The organism is Mucilaginibacter antarcticus, from assembly GCF_042686155.1.
Classification (GTDB): Bacteria; Bacteroidota; Bacteroidia; order Sphingobacteriales; family Sphingobacteriaceae; genus Mucilaginibacter; species Mucilaginibacter antarcticus.
The window spans coordinates 15,401-32,862 of the sequence record NZ_JBHUON010000003.1 but is presented as its reverse complement, the minus strand read 5'-3'; the positions used below and the strand labels follow the sequence as shown (position 1 = coordinate 32,862).

The 17,462-nt window shown below is 40.7% G+C and carries 17 protein-coding genes and 1 tRNA gene; 13 read left to right on the top strand and 5 right to left on the bottom strand.

All coding sequences use genetic code 11. The features are described 5' to 3' along the window. Positions 1-108: 108 nt before the first annotated feature. Positions 109-2,874, bottom strand: coding sequence for an outer membrane beta-barrel protein (locus ACFSYC_RS03780; RefSeq protein ID WP_377123687.1), 2,766 nt, complete (start codon positions 2,872-2,874; stop codon positions 109-111). A 52-nt stretch (positions 2,875-2,926) separates the two neighbouring features. After that, the gene (locus ACFSYC_RS03775) at positions 2,927-3,721 is read right to left on the bottom strand and encodes a hypothetical protein (protein WP_377123685.1); all 795 of its coding nucleotides are present in this window, start codon (positions 3,719-3,721) and stop codon (positions 2,927-2,929) included. A 248-nt stretch (positions 3,722-3,969) separates the two neighbouring features. Here ACFSYC_RS03775 and ACFSYC_RS03770 point away from each other — a divergent pair. The 4 genes from ACFSYC_RS03770 to ACFSYC_RS03755 all read left to right on the top strand — a co-directional run bounded on the left by ACFSYC_RS03770 (position 3,970) and on the right by ACFSYC_RS03755 (position 6,280). Beyond that, a tRNA-Pro gene (locus tag ACFSYC_RS03770) sits at positions 3,970-4,043 on the top strand. A gap of 287 nt (positions 4,044-4,330) precedes the next feature. Further along, entirely contained in the window at positions 4,331-5,560 is a 1,230-nt protein-coding gene (locus ACFSYC_RS03765) for a site-specific integrase (protein ID WP_377123684.1), read from the top strand. Positions 5,561-5,643: 83 nt separating this feature from the next. After that, positions 5,644-5,994, top strand: coding sequence for a type II toxin-antitoxin system RelE/ParE family toxin (locus ACFSYC_RS03760; protein ID WP_377123682.1), 351 nt, complete (start codon positions 5,644-5,646; stop codon positions 5,992-5,994). Beyond that, positions 5,978-6,280: a helix-turn-helix domain-containing protein gene (locus tag ACFSYC_RS03755; RefSeq protein ID WP_377123680.1), complete on the top strand. Its 303-nt coding sequence runs from the start codon at positions 5,978-5,980 to the stop codon at positions 6,278-6,280. The genes ACFSYC_RS03760 and ACFSYC_RS03755 overlap by 17 nt, the downstream gene beginning before the upstream one ends. Positions 6,281-6,392: 112 nt before the next feature. On the opposite strand, the gene ACFSYC_RS03750 is transcribed toward ACFSYC_RS03755, so the two are convergent. Then, entirely contained in the window at positions 6,393-6,692 is a 300-nt protein-coding gene (locus ACFSYC_RS03750) for a peroxiredoxin family protein (RefSeq protein WP_377123678.1), read from the bottom strand. Positions 6,693-7,185: 493 nt separating this feature from the next. On the opposite strand from ACFSYC_RS03750, the gene ACFSYC_RS03745 reads away from it, so the two are divergent. The 5 genes from ACFSYC_RS03745 (at position 7,186) to ACFSYC_RS03725 (ending at position 10,404) form a co-directional block, all read left to right on the top strand. Next, entirely contained in the window at positions 7,186-7,641 is a 456-nt protein-coding gene (locus ACFSYC_RS03745) for a hypothetical protein (protein WP_377123676.1), read from the top strand. A 157-nt stretch (positions 7,642-7,798) separates the two neighbouring features. Next, positions 7,799-8,071 (top strand): helix-turn-helix domain-containing protein, encoded by a 273-nt coding sequence (locus ACFSYC_RS03740; protein ID WP_377123674.1) that lies wholly within the window; start codon positions 7,799-7,801, stop codon positions 8,069-8,071. Positions 8,072-8,084: 13 nt separating this feature from the next. Beyond that, complete coding sequence (locus ACFSYC_RS03735) at positions 8,085-8,345, top strand: helix-turn-helix domain-containing protein (RefSeq protein WP_377123672.1); 261 nt, start codon at positions 8,085-8,087, stop codon at positions 8,343-8,345. Positions 8,346-8,850: 505 nt separating this feature from the next. Further along, positions 8,851-9,402 carry a BfmA/BtgA family mobilization protein gene (locus ACFSYC_RS03730; RefSeq protein WP_377123670.1) on the top strand — a complete coding sequence of 184 codons (552 nt, stop codon included), beginning with the start codon at positions 8,851-8,853 and terminating at the stop codon, positions 9,400-9,402. Between the two features lie 27 nt (positions 9,403-9,429). Continuing rightward, positions 9,430-10,404 (top strand): DUF5712 family protein, encoded by a 975-nt coding sequence (locus tag ACFSYC_RS03725; protein ID WP_377123668.1) that lies wholly within the window; start codon positions 9,430-9,432, stop codon positions 10,402-10,404. Between the two features lie 272 nt (positions 10,405-10,676). Here ACFSYC_RS03725 and ACFSYC_RS03720 read toward each other — a convergent pair whose 3' ends face one another. Continuing rightward, positions 10,677-11,552, bottom strand: a complete 876-nt coding sequence (locus ACFSYC_RS03720) for an IS110 family transposase (protein WP_377123666.1) — start codon at positions 11,550-11,552, stop codon at positions 10,677-10,679. 634 nt (positions 11,553-12,186) lie between these two features. Here ACFSYC_RS03720 and ACFSYC_RS03715 point away from each other — a divergent pair. The 4 genes from ACFSYC_RS03715 to ACFSYC_RS03700 all read left to right on the top strand — a co-directional run bounded on the left by ACFSYC_RS03715 (position 12,187) and on the right by ACFSYC_RS03700 (position 15,359). Further along, positions 12,187-12,561: a plasmid mobilization protein gene (locus ACFSYC_RS03715; protein ID WP_377123664.1), complete on the top strand. Its 375-nt coding sequence runs from the start codon at positions 12,187-12,189 to the stop codon at positions 12,559-12,561. Then, entirely contained in the window at positions 12,558-13,442 is an 885-nt protein-coding gene (locus tag ACFSYC_RS03710) for a relaxase/mobilization nuclease domain-containing protein (RefSeq protein WP_377123662.1), read from the top strand. The genes ACFSYC_RS03715 and ACFSYC_RS03710 overlap by 4 nt, the downstream gene beginning before the upstream one ends. Beyond that, positions 13,439-14,008 (top strand): hypothetical protein, encoded by a 570-nt coding sequence (locus tag ACFSYC_RS03705; protein WP_377123660.1) that lies wholly within the window; start codon positions 13,439-13,441, stop codon positions 14,006-14,008. Before ACFSYC_RS03710 ends, ACFSYC_RS03705 begins: the two co-directional genes overlap by 4 nt. Positions 14,009-14,300: 292 nt before the next feature. Continuing rightward, positions 14,301-15,359 (top strand): IS110 family transposase, encoded by a 1,059-nt coding sequence (locus ACFSYC_RS03700; RefSeq protein WP_377123658.1) that lies wholly within the window; start codon positions 14,301-14,303, stop codon positions 15,357-15,359. 672 nt (positions 15,360-16,031) lie between these two features. Here the strand turns inward: ACFSYC_RS03700 and ACFSYC_RS03695 are convergent. Beyond that, complete coding sequence (locus ACFSYC_RS03695; RefSeq protein ID WP_377123656.1) at positions 16,032-17,030, bottom strand: IS110 family transposase; 999 nt, start codon at positions 17,028-17,030, stop codon at positions 16,032-16,034. Between the last annotated feature and the right edge of the window lie 432 nt (positions 17,031-17,462).

The following is a 17,462-nucleotide window of genomic DNA, read 5'->3' as shown; positions in this document are numbered from 1 at the left end:
GGTGACTTTCCTTACATTATCACTATGCTAATATGTACTTGAATCACCCTCAAAAACAAAAGGCTCATCGCTATAAACGATGAGCCTTTTTATGTAATGAGAGAACGTTTAATTGTAGATAAAGCTACCGTCGCCTCTGCGCTGCATGTTTTTACCATTACGCTGCGGCCTGCCACTCCATTTTTGCAGGTTAAGGCGTATGCCAGCCATGAAATAACGGCTTAAAGTGCTCGATATGGTGCTTATTTGACCGCCCGTACTGGTAGGGTCTTGCCGAATAAAGTTGTTTTGGTTAAATACGTCATACACATCTAACGTAAATACCAGGTTGCGTTTTTTCAGGAACTCTTTCTGGAAACCCATATTAACTACAAATGGGTTTGTACTGTTTTGTATACCTTTAACAAAGTTTTTTGATGCGCTATAGTTAAATTGATAGGTTTGTTTAAAATACATTCTGCCGTCAATTGCAAACCTGAAAGTTTGATAAAGCGTTGAACGCCCACTTGGCAGCGTGGTAAACGTACGGGTTAGGTTATATCCGACATATGGGTTCACTTCGATATTATCATTCGGATTAATACGCGGGCCAAATCTTTCGTTGAAACGCCAGCTTGTAACATGATACAAGCGGTTGTTATCCAAAGCTGTATTAAAATCATAGTTAACACCACCGTTTAAAGAGATGTTATACCGTCTGTCGTCCAACTGTTTAGAGACACCGTAGTTACCGCCGTACGAATGCGACCCATCAAGGTTCAAGTAGTACGTTTCACGGATCAAGACTTTGTTAACTACTTTTATAAGGGTATTGTTCGTTATCCTATCGGGATAAAAATTAGCATAACCACTTAATGAAATATTAAATCTAGAATTGGCAATATAATTATTGTATGAGCCATTGATGGAATGATTAAACGCTGGATTTAGATTAGGATTACCTATAACAATGTTTAACGGGTTTGTACGATCCGTAAATGGCTGTATCTGTTGAAAGTCGGGCTGGCTGTTACCGGCATTGTAATTTAATTGAAGCCTTTGGGTACGTGTCCACATATATGAGAACCTGAATGACGGTACAACCTTGAAAGTAGACCTTGAACTGTTAGCGTATTGACCAGTGCTGTTGTTAATGCGGGCCCCTGTTAAATTATAAGCTATACCTGTTACTCCTAATGACATTTGAACTTTTTTACCATCATACCGGTAGCTGGCATTATAACGAGATTGCGTAACACTATAATTGAAAACGTTACTCAGATCTTGGCGTAGCGTTAGTACACCGCTTCCGTTGTCTTCATATTGTAATGATTGAACATCATTTTTATTACGGCTAAACTCTGATCTTAACTCTAACAATGATAATAAGCTTATAGGTTCAGTATAAGTAGCCGAGGCACCCATAGAGTTGCTGTTATTGTTGCGACGGGTAAGAATATTGATAGCAGAGTCTAATGATGTAAGTGGAATATTTTGAGTGCTATCTGCAAAATAGTTGTAGGTTTTATCTGATCCACCGCTAGACTCAGACTCGTTACGAGAAGCATTTACGTTGATGGAGATACTTCTTCTGGGTTTAAACGTATGTACAAACAAACCTCCAATACCAAAATTCTTATTGTCGTTTGAACTAAAGTTGGTACCTACACTTAACCGGTGCTGAAATAATGAATTACCGGCCGTATCGGTAAAGTCGTCAACCTGGTCACGTCTGTAAAAGCTATTGCTTGATGATGATGACTTGCCAAAATTTGGAGAGATTTGTATAAAGTTTGAGCTGTCGGCCTGGATTTCTATCTGGAAACTCCCATTCATGCCTTTACTTTTGCTTTCGTTGGTTCCGTTTTCCGAAAATGTTGTAGGGCCAAATCTGCCGTTATCAAAACCATATCGCATATTTTGCGATTCGTTATGGTTATAGTTACTGGAGAAGTTAGTATTAACCTGTACTTTTTTACTCCATTGATCGCGATAGCTGATAGACGGTGAGCCTGAATCAGTGGTACCCGGATTACCGCCGCCGATCCCTTCAACAGTGCTGCGTATATTACCAATAATATTAATTACCTGGTTGGCGTTTATGCGCTGCAATGATATATTAGCGTTATAGCGACCATGGCTACCTGCCTGTAAAGTTGTACGACCTGTAGTTCCTACTGACCTGTCAGGCTTCGTCGTGATATTTAAAATCTTATTAGGCATGCCGGTTTTAACCCCTGTACGTGCAGCCTGGTCTCCATAATCATCAACTATCTGTATTTTTTCAACAATATCAGCTGGTAGGTTCTTTATAGCCTGAGCAATACTACCGCCGCTAAAAACTTTACCGTTTAATTTAGCCTGTACTACGTTTTCCCCCTGGTGAACTAATGAACCATCAGTACCGACTTCCATACCCTCCATTTTCTTCAACAACTCGTCTACAGTAGAATTTTCGCGCACTTTATAATCAGAAGCGCGATATTCAACAGTATCTGTTTTATAAACAATACTTGGCGTACCGTTAATTTTAACCTCGTTTAACTGGTTACTAGAAGGCTTTAAAGTAATAGGGTCAAGAACCAGTTTTTTTGCAACGTCACTATTCAAATACTTCTTTAAAAAAGTTTCTGATCCCATGTTGGTTACGGTAAGGTTAAAAGCCGCTTTTTTTACATTTTTAAATACAAATATGCCATCCTCATTACTAGAGGTGTTAATGGTATCAGAAACCGATTTTAAAGTTATAGTGGCGCCCGGCACCGTTTCGCCTTTTTCGTCTTTAACCACGCCGCTTACTTCTCTAAAAGGTAGGGGTGGTGGCGGTACAGGTTGCTGTGCAAATAATTTGCCTGATAATGTAATGAATATTAAAGCGACTAAAAGTGTTCTCATATTTGGAGATCAGAGGGGTATGAAAAAGTATTACAATAATATATAGGTTATCTTATTTCTTTGCGAGAGCATATTTACCCCAAAAGTCTGTGGGAGCTGTCATTTCTGAAAAGCCGCCGCCACGACCACCACGGCCGCCGCCGCCCATACCACCGTTTGGTAGTTGCAGGCCGTTAAGTAATATCTGGTAAGCAAACTCTTTTGGAGCTGCTGCCGATAGCCCAAGAGCTTTCAATGGGATCGCCATTTCGCAAACCATGGCGCCGGTAGTATCATAGCCGACCATTGATTTGATACTGTATTCGTTATAGATAGATATTAGCGTATCAGTTATATCTTTAAACCCTAACACTTTAATTTCTTTAGCAGACGCGATAAAATTTTTGTGAGCCTCCTCTGTCATCGCTTTTTGTGCAGAGTCAGAAATAACTTCGCCGCGGTTACCGTTACCAAAACCTCCGTTACGGCCACGGCCTCCACCACCACCGCCACGACCACTCCTGCTAATAGAAGGAAACGTTACGCTGAAGGCGTCTTTATCACTCTTTTTGTTTAATGTATTTACATTAAGGGTGATACCGCCCAGTTCAATTTTTCTATTATTGACAAGGTCTGTCGACTTGGTTACCAGATATAGATATTTATCGTCGTTTGATAAACTGTAAAATAACTTAACTGATTTGTTATAGGCTTTGAAATCATTTTGCCACTCAGAAATATTACCGTCAATTTTGGCGTTAGCTACCGCTAAAACACTACCTTCCTGCACACTTTTGAGTTTTTCTTGCGCCGAAACCTGCGAGACACAGGCTGCCGCGAAAAGCGACATTAAAATATATTTTTTCATAATATGATTGTTTAAACTGATTGACCGTGAAATTACGTCGAAGTTTAGTTATTATTTCAATGTCATATAAATGTTGCTTAAATGTCTCACGATTGTTGCACAAGTCATGTTTTTTGGGTGCTTAGCAAGGTTTTTCCCGCCTACTTAAATTTTTACATCCACTAAATCAGGCAGATAAAAAATATCTTCAATTCTTTTTAAAAAACTTTTGCAAAGATGTTTTAAAATCCTACTTTTGCAATCCCAATCGGGATGTAGCGTAGCCCGGTATCGCGCCACATTTGGGATGTGGAGGCCGCAGGTTCGAATCCTGCCATCCCGACTGATAGCCAGTCAAATTGGTTTAAAAACCCGCAAATCACACTGATTTGCGGGTTTTTTGTTTTATTTCATACCAAGAAACCCCAATCAATATCAAAGAAGATGTGAGCAATTGCGTGAGTGATTTTAGTTATTTAAATTCGCTCACACAATTCGATATAAATAATTGATTATCAAATATTTATATCGTTTATTTTGATGTTTTTTGGTGCGTTTTAATCTCTGTTTATGTGAGCGAAATTCATCATCTGCATCATTGATTATCAAATTAACATAAAATAGATTGATATGAGAAGCAGCAACACATTTGGTATTCAGTTTGTGATCAGGCTACCCAAACAACAAAAAAACGATCAGGCAACCGTATTTGCGCGTATTTCCGTTAACGGCAGACGGTGTGAAATCTCCTTAAAAAAGAAAGTTAACCCGCAAAATTGGGACGATGCCAAAGGAAAGGCACGTGGAACTAAGGACGAAACCCGGAAACTTAATGAGCATATCGAAAGGATACGTACCTTAATTGCCGATGGTTATCACCAGTTAGTACAACAGAAAAAAGTGGTTACCGTTGATGCCGTAAAATCTCTATTCCTGGGCGCAGATGAAAATGAGATCACTTTGATTAAGCTTGGTGAATACCATAACACCGAAATGAAAGAAAAACTGGCGGATGGTACAATGAAAAACTACTATACCACGCAAAAGTACATCGCAAAGTTTTTAAAGGAAAAATATCATCGAAACGATATTGGCCTTGCCGAACTGAACTACAAATTTATCCTGGACTTTGAAACCTATTTAAGCAGGCATCAACCGAAAGACCATCAGAAACCATTACATAACAATGGTATTATGAAACATATTGAACACTTATGCAAGATGGTTAATATGGCGGTTACGATGGACTGGCTTGCAAAAGATCCCTTTGCAAACTATAAACAGCATTTTGATAAGGTGGAGCGCTTTTATCTTTCTAAGGAAGAGCTATCAGCCATTGAAAAGAAAATGTTCACTATTGAGCGTTTACAAGTCGTTAAAGACCTTTTCTTATTCAGTTGTTACACAGGATTGGCTTATATAGATACTATGAACCTTACCGCCGGGAATATCGTTAAAGGAATAGATGGGAACGACTGGCTAATCACCAGTAGACAGAAAACGGACATCGATGTGCGTATCCCGTTATTGCCGCAAGCCGAGGAATTGATAAAAAAGTATAAAGACCATCCTAAAGCGGCTAATCACGGCACGCTATTCCCAGTTATTTCCAATCAAAAGACAAACGCGTATCTCAAAGAAATAGCCGATCTATGTAATATCAATAAAACAATTACCTTTCACATAGCCCGGCATACGTTCGCCACAACCATAACTTTAAGCAACGGAGTTCCGATAGAATCAGTAAGTAAAATGCTTGGACATACTACGATACGCTCAACGCAAGTATATGCAAAGGTGGTAGAACAAAAACTTAGCGAGGATATGCAGAACCTAAAAAAGCGAATGGCTAACCAGTAGTGTCAATTCAAATAAGAGAGAGAATAATATCATAAATTATAAAGTTGCCATTTTAGGCAACTTTATTTATATTTGTATAAGTTATGAGCGCAACTATAAAATTTAGAACCATAACAATCTATAAGCAGTATTTCCCGGAATTCTTAGCAAAGCAACGACAGAAAGTTAAAGATAAGATCATTTGGACGTTTAAACTGATCGAGGAAGTACAGCAAGTTCCTGAGACCTATTTAAAACATTTGGAGGGTACAGCAGGATTGTTTGAAATAAGGGTTCAATCGGGCAATGATATTTTTAGGATATTTTGCTTTTTTGAGAAAGGAAAATTAATTGTACTGGCTAACGGATTTCAAAAAAAGACACAAAAGACACCCAAACAGGAAATTGAAACGGCATTGAAAATAAAAGAGTTATACCATGAAGAAAAACGATAATTTAATTACGCTGGACGACTTTATTGATAAAGAATATGGTCATAAAGGAACACCAAAACGGGAAAAATTTGAACAAGGCTTTGAAGAGTTTAAGTTAGGTGCATTAATTCACGAAGCCCGCAAGGCCAAAGGATTGACACAAACCGAACTGGCTGATAAATGCGGAACAACCAAAGCCTACATATCCAAAGTGGAAAATGATGTACAGGATGTACGGGTAGCCACTTTAAGGAAGATTATAGAAATAGGATTGGGCGGACATCTTGAGCTATCAATTAAATTGTAAGTTTAACTGATTAAAAACTTTTACAAGATTGTAGTCATATAGGTTTTTTTCCATGCAAAGATTTTTTTTATTTCTTACTTAACAGGTTAACAATTGCCGAAATTACCTTCTCTTAAAAATTATCAGTAAAGCCAACAAATACACTTCCAATTTTCCCTTCTTTGTCAATAAAATAAAAAGTGGGAAAGGTTGTGACATGATATGATTTTACGGATTCAGCGGCATTGATGTAACCTGGATACCTGATCTTGTACCGTTTCTCAAAGTCAAGAACAGCCTTTTGACTATCTCTTTCAGTTAGGCTTGCTATGATCAAATCTTTGTTTTTGTACTTTTCATAAATAGCGTTCAGTGGGTTTATAGAAGCCATGCAGCCCGAACACCCAATAAAATAAAAATCCAACACCATCATTGCGGTTAATTAAATTAGTTAGTGATATTAGTTACTATCTTCAGCCAAACTACGACGAATAGTTAAGCTATTAGTCGGATGCACAGCTATTTAACAAGATTTAACTATCCAATTATTGGAGGTTATATAGCCGCACTTGGCTTCCCACAATGATTCCTTAGATTTGTAATCTATCTACAATAATTATGAGACCACAATATTTCAAACATAGGGAGGTGTTCGACTTTAATAAGAATACCAATGACGTGGGTTTTCCCTTGCCTTGGACAAAAGATAACGAAGACAACCACTTTCTTTACCGGCTATACACCAAAAAGAGAGTGAATATCCGATTCTCTACCAGCATCAACTTAAATTCTTTTTAGCCAATTATCCCGATGCCAGTGAACAGGAATTTTTTACGCATGTTAAGCAAATTATCACTGACGCTACAAGCGAGCTGGTCAATAAAGATCGCTATACTTCCAAACACCCGCGGGAGCGGCGTAACCGCATGCAATTACAGGAGTTTTTAGGTTATCTCAATACAATTGACCAATGGTTCATTCAGTCTACGGATGCCGAAACAATTAAACGTCAATTAGAAGAGATCGCTAAACTTATCGCCCAAAATAAAAAGCTAAAGGAGGAAAACACAAAGCTTAGGGAATTGGAACCCAAAGACTTTATCGATGTTCGAGAAGGCAGGCACAAAACACTATATCACCTCATATTACAGATCAGGGATTTGAAAATGGAAGACAGCAAGCACCTTGCTACAGGTAGTACGTTGAATATTTGGTGCAAGATGATTGCAAGATACTTTCGCGTTGGCGGGAAAGAAATCAGTTTACAAAGCATAACTCCATTCTTCGGACTGAAAGAAAGTGCCGACAAAACGAAATACAGAGATATACCAGCTAAAGACCAGCTTTTCACCATCGTTCCTGCAAAAAAAAGAAGTTTGTAAAATTCAAGTCTATCAGACTTAAATCAATTCCCACCATTTAGCAACTAATTGTATTACAATACATTATTGTTAATCTATTTTTTAAAAAACCCCTCCAATCTGACCTTCAAATTTTTGAAGGTCAGCCATGCGCTGCTTTTCTGCTTTCATTTGCAGCATGGAAATAATTAATTACGAAGCCCTAAGCCATTGTATCAGGGATGCAGTCAGGGCAGAATTACAGGAACATTTTAAGAAAGGCGATAGCCCGCCCCGGCAGGAGGAAGAACGGCTATTGTCCAAAAAGGAACTGGCCGAAGAATTAAACGTGTCTTTGGTGACAGTAACGGACTGGATGAAAAAGGGGTTACCCTTTTTGCGCCTGCACAAACGGGTGTATTTCAAAAAGAGCGAGGTACTCGCAATCATGCAACAAAAAACTAAAAATTAACAAGGAGGGAAAGATGAACATCGAATTTATCACCAAAGAGGATTTACGGAGGATTGAGAATTTATTAGGCGAGATCAAGGGGCTTATAAAACCCGGTCAGGGACAAAGTAAACAATGGCTGAAAAGCTACGAGGTCAGGAAGCTATTAAACATTTCGCCAGGCACCTTGCAGAATTTGAGAGTTAATGGAACGCTCCGTTATACCAAGGTCGGTGGCATGGTGTATTACAAACTGGAAGATATCCAAAAATTACTGGAAGACGGCCAGCAATGATTAAAGATATGAGGGTTGCAGGGAGCGGCAATTGGCGAAGGCAATGCCAACCAGCGCGAAGCATCGGTAAGTACTCTGGGCAAAGCCCCGGAGTTTAAAGAACCAAAGCGCAAATGACAAGCCCGAACCAATACGAAGTATCGGTATAACACGAGGGGCTTTTAGCCCGGATGTGGGAGCCAGATACTATTATGAAAAGCAATTTTTTTTTGATTTTATTTTGAGGGAGGCCATCAGTAAGCGGCCTTCCTCAATCCAGGAATGGGGTTTTGCTATAGCGAAAAAGACTTGTTTTTTCAGGAATTGAAAAAAGCAAGCGGAAGTTGGGCGGAGCCCTACTTTGCTTGCCCTACGCTTCGCTACGGGGGTTTTGCGTATCCTCCGGGGATACTTTAGGACGTTTTTGCCTATGAAAGAAAAGAAAACAGGATACTCGGGGGTATCCTGCATATCGGAACAGCTGCACAGCTGTATGAACAACTAAGCGCGTTTAAAAAAAATTACAATGGAAGATATTAATGTAAGATCAGTGAGATACCCTATTATGGTTGACCAGAAGTTTGAAAAGATCGCTCTGAAATTGGGCCGCACGAAGCGTCAGGTCTTTATCCAGATGGTCGATTACTTTTACAAAAGCAAGAAAGATCCGCTTGACCTGAATGATGAGCTGTTAAAAAATACGCTGATGAAGAACCACCAGCAATACATCGGTTTTATCAAAAGCCAGGAAAATATGCTGCTCATACCGATCAAAACGGAGATGGACAGGGTGTCTGTATCGCAAGGCAAGATCATCGAACGCTTTAACACCCAAATACTAAAGGCCAATACTGATCTGCTGAATAATCAAAATACCCAGGACGGGAAGCTGAACGCTATCGGGATGATCATGGACACGATGCAAAAAGGAGTTAAAAGTAAGGAAGCCCTCAAGTCGCAGTTTATGTTCATTCTGGACAGTTATATTAAGTCGAGGGATGCTTTTGGAATGATGACATCTGGCAGGGAAAAAGAAGAGTTGATCGCCGTGACCAAAGCGCAGATCAGTTTATTGTAAGTAATAGATCAGTAATAGGAAGCTTGTATGTTTATCAATATTACCGACAACAAGGAAGCTGCCAATAAAGGCAGCAGCGGAGGCCTGGTGCACTATCTCGAAAAAGAAAACAGGCTCGATCACAAACAGGAGCCCGAATACTGGTTTACCGGCCAACAGATCAGGATCGAACCTTACGAGGTCAAAGCGAAGATAGACAGCAATATCGCCAAGCTGGGCAGGGACGATGCCAAATTCTTCCTGGTCAATATCAGCCCAAGCCAGAAAGAGATCGCGTTTCTAAAAGAGCAATATGGCGGGGATGGTGCCAGAGAACAAATGAAAGGGTTTGCCGTCCGCGTGATGGACGCCTATGCCCGAAACTTCAACCGGGATGGTGTGAACAGCCACGAAGACCTGGTATGGTTCGCCAAGCTGGAAAACCACCGTTACTACAGCCACAAAGACCCTGAGGTGAAACACGGCCTGAAACAACGGGGCGAGCGCAAAGAGGGTGAACAGATGCATGTACAGGTCATTGTCAGCCGCAAGGATGCCACCAATAAGATCAAGCTTAGCCCCATGAACACGTCCCGGGGAAAGAACACGGAGCACTCCAAAAAGATGGGCCAGTTTGACCGGGTGGCTTTCAAGCAGAGCGGCGAAACACTGTTTGACAGTTTGTTTTCATTTGACAGGCAGCTTAAAGACACATTGGCTTACGCCAATGTCCAGAAGAACGGCAAGCTCTCCCAGCGTGAGCAGTTGGGCGTACTGACCGAAGGCGCTTCGCAGAATTACCAAAGCAGGTCGGTGGCGAACGAACTTGCCCAGGGTATTGCGGAAGGTTTGTTTCAGACTACTGCCGGTATGCTCGCCGCAGCAGGTAAGACAGCGGCGGGTTTTCTGGAAGTCATGCTGGAACCTTTGTATATGCCTGGTGCTAATATCGTCCCGGAGAGTGATTCCGAGCAAAAGAAAAAAAGGAAGAAAAGATCACAGGGCCAGCAGATCACGCGCTGAACCAAGCTGTATTATAAAAACAGAATAATACTTATCTTTACAGCATAGAGGTTATGACCTACCATTAGGGCAAAGACCATCTACTATAGCCCGCTCTGCGGCCTATTCCTTTTAAAAAAGGCAGTCCCAGATCTTACGTTACCTATGATCCGGGTTATAATCCTGACCGTTCTTATAAAGGGTATAGATCAGTACCAGCAGCTTTCTTTCCAGGGCAGCGATACCGGTCTTTCCCGGTTTGCCATTATCTTTCAGCCGGTTAAAATAAGCCTTCAGGGTTTTATTGTGAATAATAGAACTGACAGCAGCCATGTATAATCCTGCCCTGATGTAGGCATTGCCCGTTTAGATATATGGGGCCGCCAGGTTAGCGTGCCTGATTCTTTCATGACCACATCCAGGCCTACATAGCTGACCAGCTGCCGCCGGTTACCGACGTTAGCAAAACCATTGGTCTCGGAAATCACGGTAATGGCTGTGACAAAGTTGATTCCCGGGATCGTAATGGCGTGTTTGGTTTTCTTCGATAGCTCAGGGTCGCTTTCTGTCACTTTACGCATTTGCAGCTCGATATCGCCAAGCTGTTTGGTGGCTAAAGCGATGCGTTCCTTTAAACGCTCCACGCTATCAGCAAAAGCATCGAAAGAATGGTTCAGCGCATGTAGCTGATTGGTTAAAGCATTCCTGTCCCTGATCAGGCCGATGCGCTCACGGCTCATCCTTTTTAATATGCGCAATGTTTCATTGGGCCGGCTCCAGAGTGTAAGTTCCCTTTCCAGTCCCATACGAGCCAGCATAGCGGCATCGATCTTGTCTGTTTTATTCTTTTCGTCCAGGCTCTTCGCGTACTGCTTACCTTTAGTGGGCTGAATAACGCTTGACCGGTAACCTACGCCGCTAATAAAATAAGCGGCTTCTTCGTGGTAGGTGCCGGTCGCTTCCATGTTGACATACAAAGCAAGGCCATTATCCTGCTTCTTGTTTAGCCACTCGCGGAGCTTTATAAACCCATCGGGGCTGTTCTCAAATCCCCTGGTTGCCACCACCTTGATCTTCAGGTCCTCTGTATAGAAAGACAGGCAGCAATCAATCTTTTTCATGGATACATCAATGCCCAGGCACTGTTTCAATGTTGCTTTTTTGCTCATAATTGAATTGTTATAGAAAATCGAAACAGAGAGATATATCCCACAGTCTATACTCATATTCTACACAGGCTCAGGGCATACATCCCCCGGCTTAAAATACTATTGAGACTCATGGATAAGAACCCGGCAATGGTAAGTTCTTGCTCAGGCATACATCATCATCTATGATGCTGCTAGCTATGTGGATGCTCTACTGCCGTTCCCCCTCTATATCAATATCTTATTGTTTACTAATCAAATACAAATAAAAGAAACAGGAGACCGGGGAGGTAATATCTGGCTAGGCATGCAATAAGCTCGCTGCAAAGCTATGTTAGGTACTCTCGGGCCGGGCCTCCTGTTTACATTACAAAAACAAGGTGATATCTCGCTATGCATACAACCTGTTAATTGCTGCAGGTTAATGTTCGGTACTCTTGTTTCTGTCTCTTGTAAGCCTCTGATCGGGATGGTAAGATCTTGCTAAGCATACACATGATTATGGTGCTGCAGGTTTGTGTTAGTTACTCATTAACCTATCTCCTGAATTACTCTGCTAAAGTATGAGCTATGTTTTGGTGTTACCAAAACTTGCTGGCCCCATTCATGCTATCGCATTCATGGGGAGATTTTTAAGACAGGAAAGGATTTAAGGATGTTGGAAAAGCCAAAAAATAACAAACGCGGCAGGCCGCCGAAAGAAGTAAAGCGGTTGCGAACACTTTCCGTTAAGTGTTCCTTTTTTGAGGGGATGCAGATTGAGAACAAGGCTAAGCAGGTTGGTTTAAGCGTATCGGAATACTTGCGGGAAATGGGCTTGAAGGGAGCGGTAAAATTCGGGGTTAAAACTTTGAATAGAGAGGTATTACAGTTAACGGGAACACTAAACCACATAGCCGCCAATCTTAATCAGATCGCTAAAAAGCGAAATAGCTTTGATGAATTAAGCGTTCTTGAACGGGCAAGGCTCAACCAGCAAAGCACAAGCCTGCAACAAGTAGTTACGGATATTAAGGCCTATTTACAATGATCGGTAAGATAAGTACAGGAAAAAGTTTCCGGGGATGTTTGAACTACCTGCATGAAGGCAGATTACAACAGAGTAAAGCTTTGCAGGAGATAGAACAAGAGAAAAAGCAGGCGCAGGTTATTTGCTTTAATCAATGCTTCGGTAATAAAAAAGAATTGATACAGCAGTTCAATGAAGTCCGGTATTTAAACCCAAAGCTATCTAAGCCAGTATTGCATGCCTCTTTAAGCTTTGCCCATTCAGACCAGTTAAGTAACCAGGATAAAATAGACATTGGTAAGCAGATGGCTAAAGACTTTGGATTTGAAAATAACCAATACGTGGTTATAGAGCATGCCGACCGGCAGCACCAGCATTTACATATTGTGGCTAATAGGGTTGGTTATGATGCCAAGACAGTATCCGATAGCAATAACTATAAGAGAATAGCCAACTTCTGCCGGAGCATAGAAAAGAAGCACCAATTGGAACAGGTACTTAGCCCGCGTAAATTCCTGTCTAAAGAAGAAAGGATGCTGCCACGGCAGGACATCCGTAAAGAAGCATTAAAAGAAGTCATTGCTAAATTCTTGAAGCAATCTACGACTATGAAAGAATTTCAGAATAAGATTACCGCAAAGGGCTATGAAATTGAATTAGGCCGGGGTATCGCTTTTACAGATGCACAAGTAGTCAGGTTTAAGGGCAGCCAGGTTGGTTATCCATTATTGAAGATTGAAAACCAATTAGCACTAAACAAGAAACAACAGCAAGAGCAGCAACAACAGCCAAGTATGGCACAACAGCTAAGGGAGGTGATTCAGCAGCAGAAGCAGCAAGAACAATTAAAACAAAAAGAAGAAGAACAGCAGATTAAACAATCGGGAGGATTTAGATTATGATAAACGAAACAAATTTTAATTCGGTGATGGAGGATTTCACCAAAGAATTACAAGCGGTAAAAGAGGTAGTTAAAGTATTACCTGCAAAGGTTGAAGAACTCACTAAAAAAGTAGACGGCTTTAAAAGCAAGATAGAAAATATACAGGTAACAGCCCCCGCGCCGGAATTATTACCCGTACACAAAATTATAGCGGATGGTTTTACCACCACAAAAAATTCGGTTCAAAGGCAGCTTAATGATCTTTTCATCAAAAATCGCATATTGGTATTGCCGGAGGATGGCGGTAAAAGCTTTTTAAAGATTATGGGCAAACGTTTTATGATTTTAACAGCCCTGGCATTAACAATTGGCTTTATCAGCAGGTTTGGTTTCCGCTATTGGTATATGAATAGCGAGAACACCCGTTACCGCAAGTGGTGGTATTGGAATTATATTAAATTGGATAAAAATGGCAAACAAGAGATGTTTAACGACCTTGATAGTTTTAAGGTCGCTGACATTAGCAGCTATAGGACGGATAGCATAGAAAGGTATCAAAAAGGAGGAAACGGAGTTGCGTATTAAACAGCTCGAAAGTGAAGCAGATAGTTTGAAAGCATTAAAAAATCAGACTCATTGATTAAAGACACCCCCCATTCGGGCAAAGCAGGTTCATTCATGAATCCTGGTATCCGGGATCATTCCTTCACCCGCTTTGCCTTACGCGCGGCAAGAGTGAAGGTTCGCAACACACTTGCCCTTCCCACCCAAGAATAAAAACATCTCCATTTCACCGCGTCCGGCAAAGTTACCGACCGGCGGACTGAAATGTAAAGCATATATGTAAAAGCTTTGTTAGAAATAAAACATTAAGCATATGCAAACGCCACAGTTATTCATCGGCATAGACGTTCATAAAAAGAGCTGGTCAGTAAGTATCAGGACTGATCTGTTTGAACATAAAACGTTCAACATGCCTTCGGAACCTGATAAACTTATTGGATACGTGAATCAGCATTTCAAAGATTATCCGGTTGAATGTTGTTACGAAGCGTCCTGTTGTGGATTTGCTCCTTATCGGGAACTAGTACAGGCAGGATGGAAAGTCAAAGTTCTCAATCCATCTGATATACCACAAAGTGCAAAAAACAAGGATCAAAAGAATGACAAGATGGATTGTCGAAACTTGGCAAAACAACTACAATCCGGCCACCTTACGGGAATACACGTACCTGATGAGCAGAGAGAACAGCTTAGAAGTTTATTCCGACAAAAAAATAACCTGACCAAGGTTATGCGTAAACTTAAGAGCCAGATCAAAGCTGAACTACTATACTATGGCATTAAATTTCCATCGCAATTTGAGAATGCAAACTGGACTAAGGAAATGACAACGTGGATACAGGATATTGAGTGGAAATATGTTACAGGTCATTCCAGCTTACAAAGTAAGTTAAGGCATTTGGCATTTGTCCGTCAGGAATGGCTGACTATAAACAAAGATCTACGGCAGTACGTCACAGCGTGCTTCAACAATGACTATCAATTACTAATGACTATTCCTGGTGTAGGACCCGTTATCGCCATTGGTATATTATCAGAGTTAGGAGATATTAGAAGGTTTAGAAAGTTCGATCAATTGTCAAGTTACGTAGGCCTGATCCCCAGTATTTACAGTTCAGGTGAAACCGTCCAAATCAGAGGTTTAACTTATCGTACTAAAAGTTTGGTGCGAAGCTATCTAATAGAAAGTGCATGGGTGTCCGTTAGACGCGACCCCAGTATGCAGGCATATTATAGAAGCCATACCGGAAAACAACCGAACAAGATAATTATCAAAGTGGCCCATAAACTTTTGCGTAGGATGTGGCATGTGATCAAAACAGGAGACGGTTATAAAACATGCCTTAAAGAAAGTACTGCCGAGCCTGGTTAGCATGGCGGATACGTGTTAGTATATGGAAAACTCTTCGAGTTTACACACATACTAACACGACAAACAATAACAACAATAAAAAGATTTTCCCATTTGTGCTCAAAAGAAAAAAGGTGACTGCAATATATACCCGGCAGCTGTTATTAGCCAAGCTGTTGCACACAAGCAAAAAGGTGACTGCAACATATAGCCTGCGGCTGTTTTTACAGTCTGCAACGTCAAGTAGGCAGCACCTTTTATAAAAACCCATAATGAATGCTGGCGGCTCCTAACCGGATGATCGCAAATAGGAGGCTGAGAAACATGGGGTGAATCTTTAATTAATGGCAGTTATTACTGCCGGTGGATAGTATTGCCTTTACGGAAGGCTGGCAAAGAAAAAAATGAAAAAATATTGCACAATTATAGAAAAATAACCATTTTTATACATAAAGCTTTACATAGGAGGCTATATAAACGAAGCAATTGTGTTTTGTTTTTTAGCGATGCTTCGTATTCTAAGACTTTTCCAAATAATATTTCTTCATCTTAACTCGACAACAAAATTCTCATTTTGGCCGGAACCTTTCAAGGGTACATAAACAGCGCAGCCGCACAGGCCCGCCCTTCGCTGCCCTTGACAGAACCCGTCCAAAATAAGGGGAAGTTGTTTAAGAGTTAAGACGATAAGCTCTAAGCTGCATATTTCATCAGATCCACATAACCCGAGCCGCGATTGACCACGGCAAACATTCTGGAAATAATCTTATTGCGTATAACATTTAGCGTACTCATCTTATTTTTTCCTTCGCTTACCCTTCTCTTGTAATAGCTTTTCATCTCTGGATTATATGCGCAGGCACATATAGCAACCATGTGGATTAATTCTTTTAGCTGCTTGTTAGATAAACTACTGACTCGTGTTCTTCCTTTTATGCTGGTGCCAGACTGATGCTCAAAAGGAGCGGTTCCCACATAGCAGGCGAACTTTCGCCAGGTAGAAAAACGGGTAAAATTGTGAGTATAAGCAATCATATTTGCGGCCAGTACTGGCCCTACGCATTTAATGCTGGTTAGTAATTGATAGTTGATTTTGACTCCTTCATCACTTTCTATAACCGCCTTTATTTGTTCCTCAATCTTTTTAATTTGAACCGTTAGGTTCTGTATCAGACTTTTATAAACTTGAAATATCTCCTTATGCTCTTTTCCTTCCAATGCTTTTTTCTGTTCTTTCCATGTGGCTTCATACCCGCCACGATCACATACCAGACGATTTCGTAATGTAAGCAGCGATTGAAGTTTGAGAATACTTTTGGCCGGTAGTACAGTTGCCTGTATGGTTTCGCGATGTAGCCATGCATATTCAGCAATTCTTTGCGCATCAATCTGGTCATTCTTTCCTCGTCTTATTCCGATAGATTGTTTGATCTGAAGTGCAGGAAGCATAGCGAATGGGATTCCGATATCATTAAGATAGGTGGCAAGTTTAATTGAATACATACCGGTATGCTCGAAGCATATGATCATCTCCGCATGTTCCGAATGCTTACTATGCTTTTTTACCCAACTTAAAAACGAAGCAAATCCTTTTTCCTCGTTACTGAATGTTTTGGAAGCACCGATTCCGTGCAGGTGGGCATCAATAGTAAGCTTTGATACATCGATGCCGATAAATACTTTGTATTTCATACTAAATAAATTAATGTGATGTACTCAGACTAAAACCTTTATAAGACCTGCTGTCTAAAATTCTAACTTGTCATTGACATCGACTTGTGACTCGGAACAGGGACTAATACGGGCCATAGGTCTTTAACCTGGGCCTTGACTTGGTTCACCCTATTCTTTGTCAACAAGATAGTTTTAATAGTAATCACAAAGAAAACCTAAAGGACTTGGAATAAGGACTAATACGAAGCATAGGTCTTTAAACTGGGCCTTGACTTGGTTCACCTTATTCTTTGTCAACAAGATACTTTCGATAATAATCACAAAGCAAATCTAAAGGGCCTTGACATTTCATCCGCCTTTCGCTTTTGGTGCCTAAGCGTTGAAAATGGGTAGTGTGGTAAAATTCCGAGCATCATGATCCGCAGCCTTCATGGCCTTTAAAATATCGTC